Consider the following 18,929-nt stretch of genomic DNA (forward strand, 5'->3'; position numbering starts at 1 on the left):
ATACTATCAAAATGAAAGTAAGAGCATCAATTAAAAAAAGAAGCGCTGATTGCAAAATCGTACGCAGAAAAGGTGTACTATTCGTAATCAACAAGAAGAACCCAAAATTTAAACAAAGACAAGGTTAACATTAAATTATGGCGAGAATTGCAGGTATTGATTTACCAAAAAACAAAAGAGGTGTTATCGGTTTAACTTACATCTATGGAGTAGGAAGAAGTACTTCTTCTGAAATCCTTAAAGCTGCCGGTATCAGCGAAGACAAGAAAGTCAACGAATGGAATGACGATGAATTGGCTGCAATCAGAACATATATCTCTGAAAACGTAAAAGTAGAAGGAGAATTGAGATCTGAAGTGCAATTGAACATCAAGAGATTGATGGACATAGGATGCCAACGAGGAATACGTCACAGACTTGGATTACCTTTAAGAGGCCAGAGAACGAAAAACAACTCTAGAACACGTAAAGGGAAGAGAAAAACTGTTGCTAACAAGAAAAAAGCTAGTAAATAATCGTTAGGAATTATGGCAAAACAAACTAAAGTAGTTAAAAAAAGAAAAGTAAAAGTAGAGGCAATTGGTGAAGCTCACATCCAGGCGTCTTTTAATAATATTATTATTTCTTTAACAAATAAAAACGGAGAAGTAATTTCTTGGGCATCTGCCGGTAAAATGGGATTCAGAGGTTCTAAAAAGAATACTCCTTTCGCTGCTCAGATGGCAGCTGAAAATTGCTCTGCTGTAGCTCACGAAGCTGGATTAAGAAGAGTAAAGGTGTTTGTGAAAGGACCTGGTGCAGGTAGAGAATCTGCAATCAGATCTATCCACAATTCAGGAATTGAAGTTAGCGAAATCATTGATGTGACTCCAATGCCACACAATGGATGTAGACCACCAAAAAGAAGAAGAGTTTAATTTTTAGAATTTACCCATTATGGCAAGATATATTGGACCTAAAACTAAGATTGCTAGAAAGTTTGGTGCTGCAATCTACGGAGATGATAAGAACTTCGAAAAAAGAAAGAACCAACCGCCAGGACAACACGGTCCTAACAAAAGAAGAGGTGCTAAAAAATCAGAATATGCAGTTCAGTTAGCTGAAAAACAAAAAGCTAAATATACTTACGGTATTTTAGAAAGACAGTTTGCTAACTTATTTGACAAAGCACACAGAAGTAAAGGTGTAACAGGGGAAGTTCTATTACAACTTTGTGAATCAAGATTGGATAACGTAGTATACAGATTCGGTTTTGCTAAAACAAGATCTGCTGCAAGACAATTGGTTTCTCACAGACACATCACTGTGAACGGAGAAATTCTTAATATCCCTTCTTACTTGGTAAAAGCTGGTGATGTAATCGCTGTAAGAGAAAAGTCTAAGTCTCTTGAAGTTGTTACCAATGCATTGGCTTCTAAGTCAAACTATGAGTGGTTACAATTCAACGATGAGAAGAAAGAAGGAACTTTCGTTTCTGCTCCTGAAAGAATCCAGATTCCGGAGGACATTAAGGAAAACCTTATCGTCGAACTTTACTCTAAATAATTTTTTAATCAAATTTTTGCTCAACCCAATAATATGGCAATTTTACAATTCATAAAACCCGATAAAGTAATTTTACTTAACTCTGATGAATTTAAAGGTCAATTTGAATTCAGACCTTTAGAACCAGGTTTCGGGCTTACAATCGGTAATGCTTTGAGAAGAGTGTTGCTTTCTTCTCTGGAAGGATACGCTATTTCATCTATCAAAATAGAAGGTGTAGAGCACGAATTTTCAACTATTCCAGGAGTAATCGAAGACGTTACCGAAATTATTCTTAACCTTAAGCAGGTAAGATTAAAAGCTGCAGCAGAAGGCCAGGCTAACGAGCAGGTTGTTGCTAAAGTTTCAGGTCAAACGGTTATTACTGCTGGTGATTTAGGAAAGTCTATCAACGGATTTGAGGTTCTTAACCCGGATTTGGTGATCTGCAACCTAAACACTGATGTAACTTTCGAAATTACTTTCAATATTGAAAAAGGTAGAGGATATGTTCCTTCAGAACAAAATAAGTCAAACAATGCACCTGTAGGTACTATTGCTATTGACTCTATTTTCACGCCAATCAAGAAAGTACAATACAGCATTGAAAATTATCGTGTAGAGCAAAAAACAGACTACGAAAAACTTGTATTAGATATAGAAACTGACGGCTCTATCAGCCCTCAGAATGCTTTAACTGAAGCTTCTAAGATATTAATTTATCACTTCATGTTATTCTCTGATGAGAGAATCACACTTGAAACTGAAGCTGTAAAAGCATCTATTCAATATGATGAAGAAACTCTTCACACAAGACAACTTCTTAAGTCTAAATTAGCAGATATGGATCTTTCCGTAAGAGCCCTTAACTGTCTGAAAGCGGCTGAAGTAGAAACTCTTGGAGAATTGGTTTCTTACAGTAAGTCTGATTTGATGAAATTCAGAAATTTTGGTAAAAAATCTTTGACAGAACTAGAAGAATTAGTGCATTCAAAAGGTCTTAACTTCGGTTTCGACGTTGCAAAATATAAGTTAGACGCTGATAAATAATTAATAATGAGACACGGTAAAAAATTCAATCACTTAGGAAGAACAGCTTCTCACAGAAGTGCTTTACTTTCTAATATGGCTTGTTCTCTAATTGAGCATAAAAGAATCAACACTACTGTAGCTAAAGCTAAAGCTTTAAGAGTATATGTTGAGCCTCTATTAACAAAAGCAAAAGAAGATACTACACACAACAGAAGAGTAGTATTCTCTTACCTTCAAAATAAATTTGCGGTTGCTGAATTATTCAGAACTGTAGCTCCTAAAATCGCTGAAAGAAACGGTGGTTATACAAGAATCATCAAGACAGGATTCAGACCAGGTGATGCTGCTGATACTGCGCTTATCGAATTGGTAGATTTCAACGAGCTTTACAACCCTAATGCTGAAGAGAAAAAAGCTACAAGAAGAAGCAGAAGATCAACTGCTGCACCTAAAAAAGCTGAAGCTGTAGTTGCTGAAGCTCCTGCAGTGGAGGAGAAAGTAGAAGAAGCTAAAGCTGATACTACTGAAGAAAAAACTGAAGAATAATAAGTTTTATACTTCAAAATATGCTAAAGGAGCTTGTAGTTACTACAAGCTCCTTTTATTTTAAAAACTAATCTATGAAGAAAATACTACTTTTTACAGCAATACTATGCTGTACTTTATTTTCCAGTCAGTCATTGAACACTGATTGGCAACTTACTACCCCATTTTTAAAAGGTGAACGAGTGATGAAAATGGAAATTTTACCAGATGGAAGCTATTTGGTAAAAAAGAGAAATGAATATGATGACTTATTGATTACTGAAAACGATGGTAAAACATGGCGACAAATCAATGAAATGAGTTCAGTAGCAGATTTTACAATTCATAATAACAAAGGATATGCAGTAATAGGATATAATCTGATAATTACAGACTCTAAATTCTCTACTCCGGGTATTTCCCATCCATTACCTAGCTCATACTTTCCCCAATCTTTATTTGTTCTGAATGATAACACAATCTTTATTAGTACTACAAATAGCCGAATAATGAAATCTACTGATGGCGGGGTGACATGGAATGTGTATATGATACCTACTGTTTATGCAGACAAAATTACCAGTGTCTTTTTTACCGATGCTAATACTGGATACTGCGTAACCGATGCTACATTAGGTAAGAGTTTTATTTTTAAATCCACCGACGGAGCAGCAACATGGACTAAGGTAAGTGAAACCACTGAAAAATTTGATAAAATTATTTTTAAAAATCCACTCAATGGCATTGCAACTCTTACTGGAGGAACTACGAGATATACACTAGATGGTGGTAATACATGGATTGATGTTAGCATCAATGGACTGAGGGATATTAAGATATATAATAATGAATTCATTGCAGTTGGACTTGGCATTCCAAACAAATTATATAGAACAGCTACAGGAGAAGTATGGGATTCAAGTCTTATATACCCTTCTTCATACTATATCTTTACTTCTTTGGCAGTAAGCGGAGTAAAATTTCTTTTGGGTACAGATAATGAAACAAGTGACGAAATAAACCATTCTATTTTTAAAAGTACAGATCTTATTAATTGGATTCCTACAAATGTCAAATGGATTTTACGCGGGGGCTTAATATATAATAATGCCTATGCATCTAAACATTTGGCAACAGTAGGAGGTTATGTTTCAGTAGATAAAGGAATGACCTGGAAGTATATGCCTCCTAATGTACCTACTGGTTCTTTAAGTATACTTTCTAATGGTAAAGGAATTGGAATACGTAACAGTTCCTATGAATTTTGGAGAACACAAGATAGCGGTTTAACATGGACTGCCCAAAATATTCCGTATCCTTTAACTGGTGCACTTGCAATGAAACCTAATGGAGATTTCGCAATGGCAACAAGAGGCGACAATGCAAATTCTTATAAAGGATACGTTACTACTTACAATGCATCTACAGGATGGTCAACTCCTTTTGAAGTAGGGCGGCATGTTAGAGTAATGAAATTTGTAGATAATAATGTAGGATTTCTTCTTACTAGTGAAAAAATGATGAAAACAATTGATGGTGGTATAACTTGGGCTGTCATTAACTTTCCTGGAGTGTTTGATCAACCCCGGGATATTGTTTTTGGAAATTCATCAAGAATATATATAGGACAGTACTGTTCTGTTGATCTTGGAAACACATGGTTTATAAATAATAACATGACATCATCTTTTAAAGATTTTGAAATTTTTGATGATGGTATTGGTTATGGAGCCTATAAAGGTGATGTTTGGAAAACAACAGATTATGGAGTATCCTGGCAAAAAATACTGAATACAAAATTATTATATTTAATTGGAGCGAATATGGGAAAGTTCGCTATTTATAAGGACTATATAATAGGAACAGCACCGTATGGATTTTATGCATTGGATTTGGTAAATGGAACCTTGTCAACCAATGATGAAAGAATAGAAACCAAGAATACAATGAGGATTTATCCTAATCCAACCTCTTCAATTCTATTTTTCGAGAGTAAAGATCAAGTCAAAAATATTATTGTGTTTGATATTTCTGGAAAAATTTTTAAAAATATAGAAAATTCTAAATCAAATACTATTGATATTTCTGATCTAGCAAAAGGAATTTATTTCATAAAAATTATTTCGGAGAATACAACTTACGTAAAAAAGGTAATTAAAAATTAAATACAGGTACTAAAATATTTAATGATTATAAAAGTAAATGTCCCTCAGCATTGGAGGGACATTTTTATTTTAGATCTTTGTTCTTTTCAGCTCAATAATATTATTTCCTTGTTCAAGGTGAAGGCTGTCTCCTTTTACCCTTGCAGTCATATCATCTTTCTTATAAATGGTTTCATCACCTTTGGTTTCCGATTTAGGCAAAGTGAATGTTTTTTTGTTGCTGGTAATGGCTACCGTACTTTCTTTCGGATCGTTTTTAAATACTACTTTCACCAGTGTTCCGTCAGTAGCTTTATAAACAAAATCTGTTTTCTCTGTTTTCTGTCCGTTGATGTCTACAGTAGAAGAACTTTGTGTTACCGAATCTATCTTTCCGTTATTATCAGTAACTACAGTTTCTGAGCTGTCTGTTTTGATAACACTCTTGTTTCCGCTTTCACTTTTTTTGCAGCTGACTACTGTCAGTGCCAATACAGCACCCAGTGCTAAAAGACTTTTTTTCATGATTATATTATTTGATATTCAATTGATTTTTATATTTTAAATTTTACAAAAATCATGCCTTACAATATGAGAAATTTTAGCCGTTATTTTAGCATCATTCTTTTATTTTTCTCTTTGAATACTGTGTTTTCTCAAAAAGGGAAATTTGAAATCAGAGAGGGACATTTCTTCTTAAACGGAAAACCGTTTACCATATATTCCGGAGAGATGCATTATCCGAGGGTTCCGTCAGCATACTGGAAGCATCGTTTGGAAATGATGAGAGCAATGGGTTTAAATACGGTTACTACTTATGTTTTCTGGAATTACCATGAAGAAGCTCCCGGAAAGTGGAATTTTTCGGGAGAGAAAAATCTGAAGAAGTTTATACAAACTGCACAGGAAGTTGGTTTATATGTTATCATCCGTCCTGGCCCTTATGTGTGTGCAGAGTGGGAATTTGGAGGTTACCCATGGTGGCTGCAAAAAAATAAGGATCTTGAAATAAGAAGGGATAATAAAGCTTTCTTAGAAGAATGCAGAAAATATATCAGTGAACTCGCAAAACAGATTGTACCCTTGCAGATAAATAATGGCGGTCCGGTGATTATGGTACAGGCTGAAAATGAATTTGGATCCTATGTGGCGCAGAGGAAAGATATTTCACTCGAAGAGCACAGGAAATACAGCCATAAAATTAAAGAAATGCTGTTGAAAAGTGGAATTTCGGTGCCGTTATTTACTTCAGATGGAAGTTCACTTTTTAAAGGAGGTTCTGTTGAAGGTGCTTTGCCAACGGCAAACGGAGAGAGTGATATTGATGTTTTAAAGAAAAGTATCAATGAATATAATGGAGGCAAAGGTCCCTACATGGTTGCAGAATACTACCCGGGATGGCTTGATCACTGGGCAGAGCCTTTTGTTAAAGTTTCTACAGAAGAAGTCGTAAGGCAGACCGAGTTGTATATAAAAAATGGGATTTCTTTTAACTACTATATGATTCACGGAGGGACCAACTTTGGGTTTACCAGTGGTGCCAATTACGATAAGGACCATGACATACAGCCGGATATTACCAGCTATGACTATGATGCCCCAATCAGTGAAGCGGGATGGGCTACTCTAAAATATAACGCACTGAGAGAAAGTTTTCAAAAAATACAACAGAACAAGCTTCCGGATATTCCAAAGCCGATACATGTGATCACTATTCCTGAAATTGAATTTTCAAAAGTAAGCTGCCTTTTTGATCTTACCGATCGTATGAAACCTGTTAAGAATGATAAGCCACTTACGTTCGAAGATCTTAATCAGGGAAGCGGATATATTCTGTACAGAAGGAAATTTGAAAAAGAACAGAAGGGAAAATTGGAGATTAAAGGATTAAGGGATTATGCCAACGTTTATATTAATGGAGCATGGAAAGGAGAGCTGAACAGGGTCAACAAAAAATATGATCTTGACATCGAAATCAAGCCCGGTGACCGGTTAGAAATTCTGGTTGAAAATATGGGCAGGATCAATTATGGGGCAGAGATCGTTCATAATTTAAAAGGGATTATCAGTCCGGTTGAGATCAATGGTAATGAAATTTATGGAAATTGGGAAATGCTTCCACTGCCTTTTGATACCTTTCCTCAACATACTTTTAAAAATAAACCTATTGCAGCTCATTCACCCGTAATTCAGGAAGCTGAATTTACACTTGATGAAACAGGAGATACTTTTCTTGATATGAGAAGCTTTGGAAAAGGAATCGTTTTTATCAACGGGAAAAATGCAGGGAGGTACTGGAGCACGGTAGGTCCTCAACAGACCCTTTATATTCCCGGAGTATGGTTGAAAAAGGGAAGAAACCTGATTCAGATTTTTGAACAGATTGATTTTCATCATACCGTGAGCGGTATTGATCATCCTATTCTTGATCAGATCGTGAAATAATTGTTAATTTTAGAAATTTTATTACTTCTTATTTATTGTTTGTTTTAATTTATTGTGAAATATTTATTTTTATATTGGTTTTGAATGAAAAATTAATTAATTTTAATAAAAACTAAAAACAGAACCATAACTTCAGACTCAAACCAGGATATTACACAAAGGTGTAATTGATTTCAATTCGTTTTCTGTTGAAATTTGTTTCAAACAAACATTGACATGAGCATTTCCATAGCCATAGTAGAAGATGAGAAAAACTACAACAATGCGTTGAAGAAGATCATCAATTATCAGAAAGATATGAAGGTGATCGCTCAGTTTTTTGATGGCAATGATGCTATGAAAAATCTGCCAGATATTTCTCCGGACGTAGTGATGATGGATATCCAGCTCCAGGATATGCTGGGTATCGAAATCATAGAAAAACTGCGAAATGATATGCCCCAAACCCAATTTATCATGTGTACCAGCTTTGATGATGATGAAAAGGTCTTTAATTCCCTGAAAGCCGGAGCTATGGGTTATCTTGTTAAAGGGGAAAGTATGGATAAAATTCTGTCATCAATCCGTGATGTGTATAACGGAGGGGCTCCTATGAGTTTTTCCATTGCCCGAAGAGTACTTCAGCATTTCGAAAAAAAACTTCCGGAAATCAAAGGCTTTGATGAACTGACCGAAAGGGAAAAAGAGGTCCTTGAACTTCTATCACAGGGACTCCTATACAAAGAAATTGCAGACAAAAAATTCATCAGCATCGATACCGTCAAAAAACATGTCGGGAATATCTACAGAAAACTTCACGTAAACAATAAGGTGGAGGCTATTAATAAATTTAACCAATCAAAAAACTAAGATATTATGAAAACATTTAGATTATTATTTATTCCATTTATTATACTGCTTTGCTTTAATAGTTGTAGTAACGTAATTAAAGAGAAGGTTACATCAATTCCAACCAGTCAAAGCTATAACAAAGTACCACTAGATCCAAAAGGTGATAGTATAATAATTAAGAAGTTTGATTATAATACAATGTACCTTATACTAGGACAGATCCAAGATTCTAGTGCAGATAAATATTACAAAAAATATTCAGATACATATAAGCCTCAAATGACTGGTGGGCTTAAGTTTCCATTTTCTTTTGTAATAACTAAGGATATTGGAGCAGAATTAAAAAAGAGGGTAAATAGTGGCGAACTTCATCTGCTATTAACAACAAGAAATAATGGTCTTGATATTCTTTTTGTAGATGCAAATAATAAGAAATATTATATAACTAATACTCCTGCCATTAAATTAGTTACTGAAGAAGAATTTATAAAAATGGATGAGAATTTTAAAAGTGGTATTTATAATGAAATGAACAATACTAAAATGAAGTTAGTAGGGTCTGAACATACAGGTAATAGTAGTTATGGTAATACTACAGAAATAATAATACCCTATAAGGATTTCGTTAATTATGATCCAGAAAAACATACATTGGTTTTTTTACCAGCGACTGTAACTGACGTTAATAGTGTTAATAGTAAAAATCAGAGTAAAATGCATCATTTTACTTTAATAATGACATTAGTAGAAATAAGCCAGACAAAAGCACTTAAAGCTTATCCAACTGTTTTCTATGATGATTTTTGTCTGAAGCCTCCAGGCTGTTAATATGCATAAGTTATATCTTATACTAATCTTTCTTTGTCTTGTATTCTCTTTTTTAAACAGAGAGGCAAGACAAAGAAACTTGTACTTGTATTTTTTTGTTATTTTTTCATCTGAGATTTTAGTGTATTATAAAATATTTGATGCAAGAATTTATATGTACACTAAAGTTTTTTACATCATTTTTTTTCTATTTTACTTTAAGGAGTTCATTAAATCAAAATATAATATCTATATTTTACTATTTATCATGATCAGCTGCATTATGATAAGGAATATTATTGGCAGGGAAAATTTGTTGCCGGTAATGCAATGTTTTATTTATGTGTTTCTAAGTTTGGAATGGTTTACACAACAGATTAAAAACCCTGATGAAACCTCTATTTATGATAAGCAACGATTTTGGTTTTGCTTAGGTTTGTTATTGTGGAGTACAGTTTTTATAATGAGAGTCATTCCTTCACATTTTTTTGCTAACGATGATATTAATTTTTTAGTTTCAGTTAATTATTTTTATCAAGGTGCCACAATATTTTCTTATATTATTTTTTTTATAGGGTTATTCTGCAAAAAATAATTGATTAATTTTGGATTATACCAAAACAAAACGGAAGCAATGAAAATATCAGTAGATTGAAGAAATAATACATTGAGGTTGAATTAATTACAGATCCAAGAAAAACATTTCTAGAAACTGATTTAGTCCAGTAGTATAACTTCAATAAAGGCTTTTATTTTCAGCAATTTACATATGTTATAAATATAAAATCTAACAATTTCCTTGAAATAGAGGAGTAGTTTGATAGAAATTGATTGTATCAGCCAGATGTTAATTGTGGTATTAAAATTTATGAATAATCTTTCTACTGATATTAAATTAACTTATATTATTTCTATAATAATAATGGTTCTTTTTGTAGGTTTTATCATTTTTATTGTATTGATGTATAATAAAAAACAGCTTTTATTTATAAAAGAAAAGCAGTTAAAAGAAGCAGAACACCAAAACCAACTTTTACAAAAAGAATTAGAAAAACAAAAATCTATAGAAAAAGAAAGAGAACGTATTTCCCATGACATGCATGATGATCTCGGCGCAGGAATTTCCGCATTGAAACTTCAGGCAGAATTTCTGAAACAGAAAGCAGAAGATAAAGATTTGCAGAACGATATTGATGAACTTCTGAAAACTTCTGAAGAAATGAATATCTCTATGCGGGAAATGCTCTGGAGCCTGAATTCCGGAAATGATACCCTGGGAAGCTTTATCGATTACGCTATTCTTTACACCGGAAATTTTTTAAAGAAAACAACAATAGTGGTGCATTCAGAAAGTGAAGATATCATGAGTGGCACCCCGATTTCTACAGAATTGAGACGGAATCTTTTTCTATGCCTGAAAGAAGCAGTCAATAACGTATACAAGCACAGTCATGCCAGCACTCTGAAACTTTCATTTCTTCAGGAAAAGAATATATTTTCTATGAAGATTTCGGATAATGGAATTGGCGTTCCTGAAGACCAGCCAAAAGGAAATGGACTCAGGAATATGAAAAGAAGAATGGGTGAATTGTCTGGTGAGTGCAAAATTATATCGGAAGGTACTGGAACCTGTCTCATTTTCAAAGTAATATTATAATACTCCTTTTGTGTAATTGACCCATACGTTTTTAAGGAAGAAATTTGGCATACAGAATTAACAGCCATGAAATTTTTACAGGATAAAAACTCACTTTCAAGAGTGAGTTTTCTGGTTATGATTTTCTTATTTTAAATCCCGGATCTTCCACAAATAAATTGCAGGATTATCATAATATAAATTAACTAAAATTTAACTTGGAATTATCTCAAAAAAATAGCTTGAAATACCCCTGAAAGTTAAATTTTGATTAAATTTGTCTAAACTAAAAAAATTAAAAAATGAGTGCAATTTCTTACATAGAAGCAAGACAGATTTTAGATTCCAGAGGTAACCCTACCATTGAAGTAGATGTATTTACAGAAAGCGGGGCCATGGGCCGTGCAGCAGTTCCTTCAGGAGCATCTACAGGAGAACACGAAGCGGTGGAATTACGTGATGGTGGTTCAGAATATCAGGGAAAAGGAGTTCTGAAAGCTGTTGAAAATGTAAAAGAAGTAATTGCAGAGAATCTGGTTGGACAGCCGGTTTTCGAACAAAATTATATTGATCAGATCATGATTGATCTTGATGGAACGCCAAACAAAGGAAATCTTGGTGCTAATGCTATTCTTGGGGTTTCTTTGGCAGTGGCAAGGGCTGCAGCTGCAGAATTGGGAATGCCTCTTTATAAATATGTAGGGGGGGTAAATGCCAACACACTCCCTGTTCCAATGATGAATGTAATCAACGGAGGATCTCACTCAGATGCTCCTATCGCATTCCAGGAATTCATGATCATGCCGGTAAAAGCAGATTCTTTCTCTCACGCATTAAGAAAAGGAACTGAAATTTTCCATAACCTGAAATCAATTCTTAAAGGAAGAGGCCTTTCTACAGCAGTAGGAGATGAAGGAGGTTTTGCTCCTACCTTCAATGGAACTGAAGATGCTTTGGATACATTACTTCAGGCGATTGAAAAAGCAGGGTATAAGCCTGGTGATGACATCATGCTGGCATTAGACTGTGCTGCTTCAGAATTCTATAAAGACGGAACTTACGACTACAGAAAATTTGAAGGAGATAAAGGAGCTCACAGATCAAGAGAAGAGCAGGTTTCTTATCTTGCTGAACTGGCTGCCAAATACCCGATTATTTCTATCGAAGACGGAATGCAGGAAGATGACTGGGAAGGTTGGAAACTGTTAACAGATAAAATCGGTGACAGAGTACAGCTGGTAGGTGACGATTTATTCGTAACCAATGTAGACAGATTGTCAAGAGGAGTAAAAGAAGGTATTGCTAACTCAATCCTTGTAAAAGTAAACCAGATCGGTTCTCTTTCTGAAACAATGGCTGCTGTACAAATGGCTCAGAACAACAAATTCACTTCAGTGATGTCTCACAGATCAGGAGAAACTGAGGACTCTACCATTGCTGATTTGGCGGTTGCAATGAACTGCGGACAGATCAAAACAGGTTCGGCTTCCAGATCAGACAGAATGGCAAAATACAACCAGCTATTAAGAATTGAAGAAGCTCTTGGTGAAACTGCAATTTTCCCAGGTTTAGAGGCATTTAAAATCAAAAGATAATCGAATTTATAAATAACGGCAAGCGATAATTTTTGTTTGCCGTATTTTATGGAAAGTAGTATATTTAAAAAAAATAAATAAATAATGTCAGACAACAAAGTAATATTGAATTACGCAGGTAATTCATATGAATATCCAATCGTGGATAGTACTATCGGAGACAGAGGGATTGATATTTCAAAATTAAGAGACCAGACAGGTTTGATCACTCTGGATTTAGGTTACAAAAATACAGGGGCTACCATTAGCGACATCACTTACTTAGACGGAGATAAAGGAGAATTATTCTACAGAGGTTATCCAATCGAACAGATTGCTGAAAAATCTAACTTCACAGAAGTAATGTATCTTTTATTACATGGAGAATTGCCTACTCAGGATCAGTATACTTCTTTCGAGAACAACATTAAAAAATATAACTTTATTGCAGACGAGATGAAAAAAATCATCGATGTTTTCCCTCGTTCTGCTCACCCTATGGGAGTTTTATCTTCTTTAACTTCTGCTTTGACTGCTTTCAACCCGAAAGCTGTTAACGTAAACTCTAAAGAAGAAATGGATCATGCTGCTGAGCTTATGATCGCTAAGTTCTCTCACCTTTGTGCATGGACTTACAGAAAGACTCAAGGTTTGCCATTAAACCACGGAGATAACAACCTGAACTATGTAGAAAACTTCTACAAAATGGCATTCAGATTACCAAACGCTGATTTCGAAATCGATCCGGTAGTAGTAAATGCTTTAGATAAATTATTAATCCTTCACGCAGACCACGAACAAAACTGTTCTACTTCTACTGTAAGAATGGTAGGTTCTGCTCACACAGGCCTTTTTGCTTCTATCTCTGCAGGGGTATCCGCACTTTGGGGACCACTTCACGGTGGTGCTAACCAGGCTGTAATCGAAATGCTTGAGCTTATCGAGAAAGATGGTGGTGACGTATCTAAATATGTTGCTAAAGCTAAAGATAAGAACGATAACTTCCGTCTAATGGGATTCGGACACAGAGTATACAAAAACTTCGATCCAAGAGCGAAAATCATCAAGAAAGCTGCTGACGATATCCTTAAAGCATTAGGTATCCAGGATAAAGCGCTTGACATAGCTATGCAGTTAGAAAGAGTTGCACTTGAAGATGAGTACTTCGTAGAAAGAAAACTATATCCAAACGTAGATTTCTATTCAGGTATTATCTACAGAGCATTAGGAATTCCTACAGAAATGTTTACTGTAATGTTTGCACTAGGAAGACTTCCGGGATGGATTTCTCAATGGAAAGAAATGAGACTGAAAGGAGATCCGATCGGAAGACCAAGACAGGTTTACCAAGGCGCTCAGCAAAGAAACTATATCGACATCGCAAGCAGATAATATTTGCTTATACCATAAAAAATCCCAAAGCTTGCTTTGGGATTTTTTATTTAACATGTTGTCTGAAAAAAATAAAGTGATGTTCAATGGAGTTTTTCCAATATTCTGTATTATGATTCCCCGGCTGAGAAATAAATGTAATGGGAATTTTCAGGCTATCAGCAATATCCTTTATTTCAATGGTGGAAGGATAAAGGATATCTTCCGAACCGCAATCTATTAAAAAAGGATTCCCTTTATTATAGGTTTTTAGTAATGTTGAAATATTATACTGCTTCCATTCTTTCGGTGAACCTAATATTTTGTTCAGATCATAAGTAATCCTTTCTGTTTTAAAGAACTGCAGACTCGCGTTCCTCATAATGTCAGGATCCAGAGAAAAAGCTCCACTTGTGCTTCCTGCGGTATTGAAATAATCCTGATGAAGCAGAAAATATCGGATAGCACCATAACCTCCCATACTCAACCCGCTGATGAAAATATTTTTTTTGTCAATATTGAAGTTTTTATGAATCTTGGGAACCAGCTCCTTAAAAAAGAAATCTTCTGCTCTTGCCCCTTTATCATAAGGACTGTTTATATACCATGTTGTAAATCCATCCGGGCAGACAATGATCATTTTGTATTGATCAGATAACCTCTGAAGATCGGTTGTTTGTGGCCATTGACGATAATTTTCACTATAACCGTGTAATAAATATACTAAGGGATATTTTCCTTTCTCGTTATAGGTTTTAGGTTTGAAAATAAATACCGTATCCGGTTTTGACATAAATTCGGATTTTAAAATCCATTTTTCCTGTGCTTTGATCAGTTGCAGGCTCATCACAAGACCAATAATCAACAGGATGTTTTTTGTACTCATAATTTTGTAATTTTAATGTAAATTTCCGCAAGCTGTCTGTGGATTACAATAACGAACAAAATTGTGAGTGATAATTATGAGAAAAGAAACTTCAACCAATGCGGCAAACGAACAGTTTTTGTTCGGTATTTGTGAACTGAATTCCGCGGTAAGTGTCATCAGTGGACGTTGGAAGTCACAAATTATTTATTCGATATCAGAGGGAAATAACAGGTTTCATCTTTTAAAGAAAGAACTGACCAATATTTCTGAACAGGTTCTGGGGAGGCAGCTGAAGGAATTGGAAATCCATAAAATTATTATTAAAAAAGAAATTCCCGATACTATTCCTGCCGGAATTGAGTATGTACTTACAAATAAAGGGGAGGACCTTATCCCGATTCTGAAAAACTTATGTGAATGGGGCAAAGAATATGCAGATGGAAAAGAGATATTGATCTGTAATATTTCTTAGAAAAATATATATGTTGTTGAAATTGAATTCAATAATTTATTAATTTTACCTTTATGAAATTATTGGGAGCTCAAAGCCGGATGATTGAATAATCAGGTATTATAAGAAGCTGTTTTACTGCTGTTCCCATTGTATAAAATAAATAACTGTATTATCATGACTTTCGGACAACAGATGTTATTTTTCTTCAGTGCAGTAGGAGCATTCAATGGACTTCTGCTGGGCATTTATCTGCTGTTTGTAAGGAAACTGAAATATCTCCCGGATTTTTTCCTTGGACTTCTTTTGTTGATGCTGAGCACCAGAGTAGGAATTGCTGTATGCATCTATTTTTATCCTGATTTACCAAGAATTATTCCGCATTTGGGGCTGTCAGCCTTATTTTTTACCGGACCGGCACTGTATTATTATGTGAGATCCTCCTTCCTTCAAGAGCAGTTTGATTGGAAAAGCTGCCAGAAATGGTTTGGAATGCTCACACTAATTTTAGGAGCTGTCGGTTTATTATATCTGCTTTTCCCTGTTACATGGGAACATTATTTTGGAACATTTATTTATACCGTTTGGTCTATATTTGTATTCCTTACAGTTTATCAGTACTATAACTTTTCAAAACAAAATCACAAGAGCCCGAACAAATTTGTTCTTCCAGTACTGATCAGCAATGTGATCATTTTCCTGACATATCAGCTGATTTCAACAGGCTGGGTAAAGATGTACTGTGCAGGAGGAAGCCTGGTATTTTCATTTGTGCTGTATGCTAACTTTTTGATTTTCTTCAATAAAAAATATCAGCAGCTTCCGGTGAAAGAAGCCGGAAGATACTCCAATAAAAAGATCTCCGAAGAACAGGCCGATAGCTTTTCGTCCAGATTAGAGCGTTTGATGCATACAGAAGAACTCTATAAAAACCCCAACCTTAAGTTGAATGATCTGGCATCCAGAATGAATATTTCTGCCCATCAGCTTTCGCAACTGCTGAATGATAATCTGGGTAAAAGTTTTTCTATCTACATCAATGAATACAGAATCAATGAAGCCTGCGAAATGATAGAAAGCGGCTCTTATCTGAAAATTGAAGAGATAGGATATGAAGTGGGATTTAATTCCAAATCGACTTTCTTTTCTACATTCAAGAAAATTAAAAATACAACCCCTCTTTTGTATAAACAGTCGCAAACCTTTACTGACACTAGGTTTCAGAGTTCAAATTTATAATTCAGTACTGCGGAATTTTAATTTCAAAACCGCTTTTTTACTCCAGGCCCATACTTTTGATTTCATAAAATTTAAAATCTATGATCATCAAATTATGGCTTCTGCTGCTTCTGCTCTTTTTGTCAATTTTTGGAAAAGCGCAGGAAGCTGTTAAAGTAAAAATTCCGGATTCTCTTTCTGAGGTAAAATCTTCAACAACAAATATTTCAGAAGTCATTATTCAGTCAGCTGCCCGAAAAACGAAACTGAGTAATGGCAATCTTGTACTTTCTGTTGCAGGAAACAAAGATTTTAAAACCTCTGCCCATCTTCTGGATGTTTTGAGAAAAACACCTGGCGTGACCGTGGACCAGGAAGATGGAATCCTTATTGGAGGCAGGGTTACGCCCGCCGTTTTTATTGATGGGAAGCCTGTTGTTATGAGCAATCAGGAGCTGCAGGCCTATTTGCGGTCTTTGTCCCCTGAAATGGTTGAATCGGTTGAGGTGAATACCAATCCGTCTTCTAAATACGATGCGGAATTTAAAGGAATTATTGATATTAAACTGAAAAAGAATGTCAGCCTTGGCTGGAAAGCAAGTTATAATGGCAATATATACATTAATAAATTCAACTATCGGGAAAATGCACTCAATATCTCTCATCATACAGGTAAAGTGACATACAATTTGCAGGCAGGCTATAATGAAGGAGTTTCAACCTACCGTTATCACGCCTTGCAGCGATTGGCTAATACCAATATCATGCGTACCCAAACCTACCAGGAAGAGTTTGGAGAAGTTTACAATGTCCTGGCAGGGGCAGACTTCAGACTGAATGATAAGAATCGGTTTGGCCTCAATATGAGAGGTAATTTTCGGAATAATGACAGAATACGCAACGGATCACTTTATACCACTGACAAAACTGAAACCCAACCGGTATTGAATACTGTCAGTGAAAACCCTACAGATTATTCTCAGGACAACTATGGAGTGACAGCCGATTATTCTTTCCAAAATAAGGGATTTAAGCTTAGTTTCTTAGGAAATTATCTTTCAGTTAAAAATAAACAAAATGATGATTTCATCAATAAAGATAGGGATACAGAAAATCTTCTCTCGTATTGGAAATCTGACTTGATTAATAAAATAAATATCTATACTGCTCAGATCGATGTTTCACAGAAAATGGGTAATACAGATCTTGAAGCAGGAGTAAAATACAGCAATTCAGACACTCAAAACAATATCAGGTATGATACATTATCTGCAGGAAATCAGTTCGTCTTTGATCCTTCGAGGAGTAATGTATTTTCATACAAAGAAAAGATTTGGGCAGGTTATCTCGCATACAGACAGAAAATAGGAGGCTTTCAGATCAATGCAGGGTTAAGATTTGAAAATACAAACAGTATTTCAAATGCGTTTACTGCGGACTCTGTGGTTTCCAGAAACTATCTGAAGTGGCTGCCATCTTTGAGTGCCAGCTATACTTTTAATACATCCAGTGAACTTTCTCTGTCTTACAGCAGAAGAATAACAAGACCTGTTTTTTCACAGCTTAATCCCTTCAGGTTTTATTTCAGCCCGTTAAACTATTGGATAGGTAATCCCTATCTGTTGCCTTCCTTTACCAGTCAGATTAAAGCGACCTATCGTTATAAAAACTGGGTGACAAGTTTTACTATCGGGAAAGAAAAAGATGTTATGACACGGTATCCTCTTTACAATCCGGAAACAAATGTACTGGAATACTTAGGAACGAATCTTCCGTATCGGAATTTTGCTACGCTGGAAACCAGTTTTCCGGTCAGGATAACAAAATGGTGGAATATGACCAGCCAGATTGCAGGGTATTACAATTATGAATTCAGGCCCTATCTGGATGAGGTTTTTGCATTGAACATTTATAATTACGAAGTGAGGATCAACCAGGTATTTTCGCTTCCGAAAGGATTTACTGTAAATGTATTTGGTGCTTATGAATCTAAAACAGGAAACAGTCTTTATAGTATTAAACCACGGTATACTGTAGATGTATCAGTGCAAAAGACATGGTTTGATAATAAACTGAACACAAAAATCGGGTTTAATAATCTCTTCGATTCTTACGATCAGAGACTGGAATTCAGGCATAAGCAGATTATGGATAACCGTTTTACCCATTGGTGGGACAGCAGCAGGCTGGTATTTTCACTCAGTTATAACATAGGAAGTTCAAAATATCAGGTCAAAGAGACCCAGAAGACGGAAGAAGAAAACAGAACCAGATAACAAAGCCGGCTTAAAAAAACCGGCTTTTAATTTTATTATGGGCATTGGCATCTGTCGCATGTCCAGATATAACATTTTCCTGTGTCATCCCATTCACAGCATCTTTTGACTGTTGAGATTGGAGCGCCTCCCATTACAGATTTTTGTTGGTCTCTTCCTAATTTTTGTGCGTTTTTCAGCACCGGATTGTTCTTGTTCATGACTTTGATTTTTGGTGTTAATAGTTA

General features: G+C 35.2%; 19 protein-coding genes. 16 read left to right on the top strand and 3 right to left on the bottom strand.

What is annotated here, in order from left to right; genetic code table 11:
• Positions 1-11 precede the first annotated feature (11 nt).
• The 7 genes from rpmJ (at position 12) to AC3FI7_RS18710 (ending at position 5,246) form a co-directional block, all read left to right on the top strand.
• Positions 12-128, top strand: a complete 117-nt coding sequence (gene rpmJ, locus AC3FI7_RS18680) for a 50S ribosomal protein L36 (protein WP_007839480.1) — start codon at positions 12-14, stop codon at positions 126-128.
• 9 nt (positions 129-137) lie between these two features.
• The gene (rpsM, locus tag AC3FI7_RS18685; protein ID WP_002983260.1) at positions 138-515 is read left to right on the top strand and encodes a 30S ribosomal protein S13; all 378 of its coding nucleotides are present in this window, start codon (positions 138-140) and stop codon (positions 513-515) included.
• Between the two features lie 12 nt (positions 516-527).
• A complete protein-coding gene (gene rpsK, locus AC3FI7_RS18690) occupies positions 528-917 on the top strand; it encodes a 30S ribosomal protein S11 (protein ID WP_002983263.1) in 390 nt (129 codons plus the stop codon).
• Between the two features lie 19 nt (positions 918-936).
• Positions 937-1,545 carry a 30S ribosomal protein S4 gene (rpsD, locus tag AC3FI7_RS18695; RefSeq protein WP_002983266.1) on the top strand — a complete coding sequence of 203 codons (609 nt, stop codon included), beginning with the start codon at positions 937-939 and terminating at the stop codon, positions 1,543-1,545.
• Between the two features lie 33 nt (positions 1,546-1,578).
• A complete protein-coding gene (locus AC3FI7_RS18700; protein ID WP_002983269.1) occupies positions 1,579-2,574 on the top strand; it encodes a DNA-directed RNA polymerase subunit alpha in 996 nt (331 codons plus the stop codon).
• Positions 2,575-2,580: 6 nt separating this feature from the next.
• The gene (gene rplQ, locus AC3FI7_RS18705) at positions 2,581-3,102 is read left to right on the top strand and encodes a 50S ribosomal protein L17 (RefSeq protein WP_027371704.1); all 522 of its coding nucleotides are present in this window, start codon (positions 2,581-2,583) and stop codon (positions 3,100-3,102) included.
• Positions 3,103-3,176: 74 nt separating this feature from the next.
• Positions 3,177-5,246 (top strand): T9SS type A sorting domain-containing protein, encoded by a 2,070-nt coding sequence (locus AC3FI7_RS18710; protein ID WP_491460671.1) that lies wholly within the window; start codon positions 3,177-3,179, stop codon positions 5,244-5,246.
• Between the two features lie 69 nt (positions 5,247-5,315).
• Here the strand turns inward: AC3FI7_RS18710 and AC3FI7_RS18715 are convergent, their stop codons facing one another.
• Complete coding sequence (locus AC3FI7_RS18715; RefSeq protein WP_002983275.1) at positions 5,316-5,750, bottom strand: hypothetical protein; 435 nt, start codon at positions 5,748-5,750, stop codon at positions 5,316-5,318.
• Between the two features lie 66 nt (positions 5,751-5,816).
• Between AC3FI7_RS18715 and AC3FI7_RS18720 the strand changes: the two genes are divergently transcribed.
• The 6 genes from AC3FI7_RS18720 to AC3FI7_RS18745 all read left to right on the top strand — a co-directional run bounded on the left by AC3FI7_RS18720 (position 5,817) and on the right by AC3FI7_RS18745 (position 13,910).
• Positions 5,817-7,670, top strand: a complete 1,854-nt coding sequence (locus AC3FI7_RS18720; RefSeq protein ID WP_491460672.1) for a glycoside hydrolase family 35 protein — start codon at positions 5,817-5,819, stop codon at positions 7,668-7,670.
• A 216-nt stretch (positions 7,671-7,886) separates the two neighbouring features.
• Positions 7,887-8,519 (top strand): response regulator, encoded by a 633-nt coding sequence (locus AC3FI7_RS18725; RefSeq protein ID WP_142725342.1) that lies wholly within the window; start codon positions 7,887-7,889, stop codon positions 8,517-8,519.
• 6 nt (positions 8,520-8,525) lie between these two features.
• Positions 8,526-9,329, top strand: coding sequence for a hypothetical protein (locus tag AC3FI7_RS18730; RefSeq protein ID WP_491460673.1), 804 nt, complete (start codon positions 8,526-8,528; stop codon positions 9,327-9,329).
• A gap of 847 nt (positions 9,330-10,176) precedes the next feature.
• The gene (locus AC3FI7_RS18735; RefSeq protein WP_491460674.1) at positions 10,177-10,965 is read left to right on the top strand and encodes a sensor histidine kinase; all 789 of its coding nucleotides are present in this window, start codon (positions 10,177-10,179) and stop codon (positions 10,963-10,965) included.
• A gap of 281 nt (positions 10,966-11,246) precedes the next feature.
• The gene (gene eno, locus AC3FI7_RS18740) at positions 11,247-12,539 is read left to right on the top strand and encodes a phosphopyruvate hydratase (RefSeq protein WP_142725346.1); all 1,293 of its coding nucleotides are present in this window, start codon (positions 11,247-11,249) and stop codon (positions 12,537-12,539) included.
• An 84-nt stretch (positions 12,540-12,623) separates the two neighbouring features.
• Positions 12,624-13,910, top strand: a complete 1,287-nt coding sequence (locus AC3FI7_RS18745) for a citrate synthase (protein ID WP_002983296.1) — start codon at positions 12,624-12,626, stop codon at positions 13,908-13,910.
• A 46-nt stretch (positions 13,911-13,956) separates the two neighbouring features.
• Here the strand turns inward: AC3FI7_RS18745 and AC3FI7_RS18750 are convergent, their stop codons facing one another.
• Positions 13,957-14,775: an alpha/beta hydrolase gene (locus tag AC3FI7_RS18750; RefSeq protein WP_491460675.1), complete on the bottom strand. Its 819-nt coding sequence runs from the start codon at positions 14,773-14,775 to the stop codon at positions 13,957-13,959.
• A gap of 76 nt (positions 14,776-14,851) precedes the next feature.
• Here AC3FI7_RS18750 and AC3FI7_RS18755 point away from each other — a divergent pair, with 76 nt between their 5' ends.
• The 3 genes from AC3FI7_RS18755 to AC3FI7_RS18765 all read left to right on the top strand — a co-directional run bounded on the left by AC3FI7_RS18755 (position 14,852) and on the right by AC3FI7_RS18765 (position 18,702).
• Positions 14,852-15,229, top strand: a complete 378-nt coding sequence (locus AC3FI7_RS18755) for a winged helix-turn-helix transcriptional regulator (RefSeq protein ID WP_142725348.1) — start codon at positions 14,852-14,854, stop codon at positions 15,227-15,229.
• Positions 15,230-15,385: 156 nt separating this feature from the next.
• The gene (locus AC3FI7_RS18760) at positions 15,386-16,447 is read left to right on the top strand and encodes a helix-turn-helix domain-containing protein (RefSeq protein WP_343660115.1); all 1,062 of its coding nucleotides are present in this window, start codon (positions 15,386-15,388) and stop codon (positions 16,445-16,447) included.
• A gap of 80 nt (positions 16,448-16,527) precedes the next feature.
• The gene (locus AC3FI7_RS18765) at positions 16,528-18,702 is read left to right on the top strand and encodes a TonB-dependent receptor domain-containing protein (RefSeq protein WP_491460676.1); all 2,175 of its coding nucleotides are present in this window, start codon (positions 16,528-16,530) and stop codon (positions 18,700-18,702) included.
• Positions 18,703-18,737: 35 nt separating this feature from the next.
• On the opposite strand, the gene AC3FI7_RS18770 is transcribed toward AC3FI7_RS18765, so the two are convergent.
• Positions 18,738-18,902 (bottom strand): hypothetical protein, encoded by a 165-nt coding sequence (locus tag AC3FI7_RS18770; RefSeq protein WP_172617099.1) that lies wholly within the window; start codon positions 18,900-18,902, stop codon positions 18,738-18,740.
• Between the last annotated feature and the right edge of the window lie 27 nt (positions 18,903-18,929).

This window comes from Chryseobacterium sp. TQ-BC-N36, from assembly GCF_058382295.1.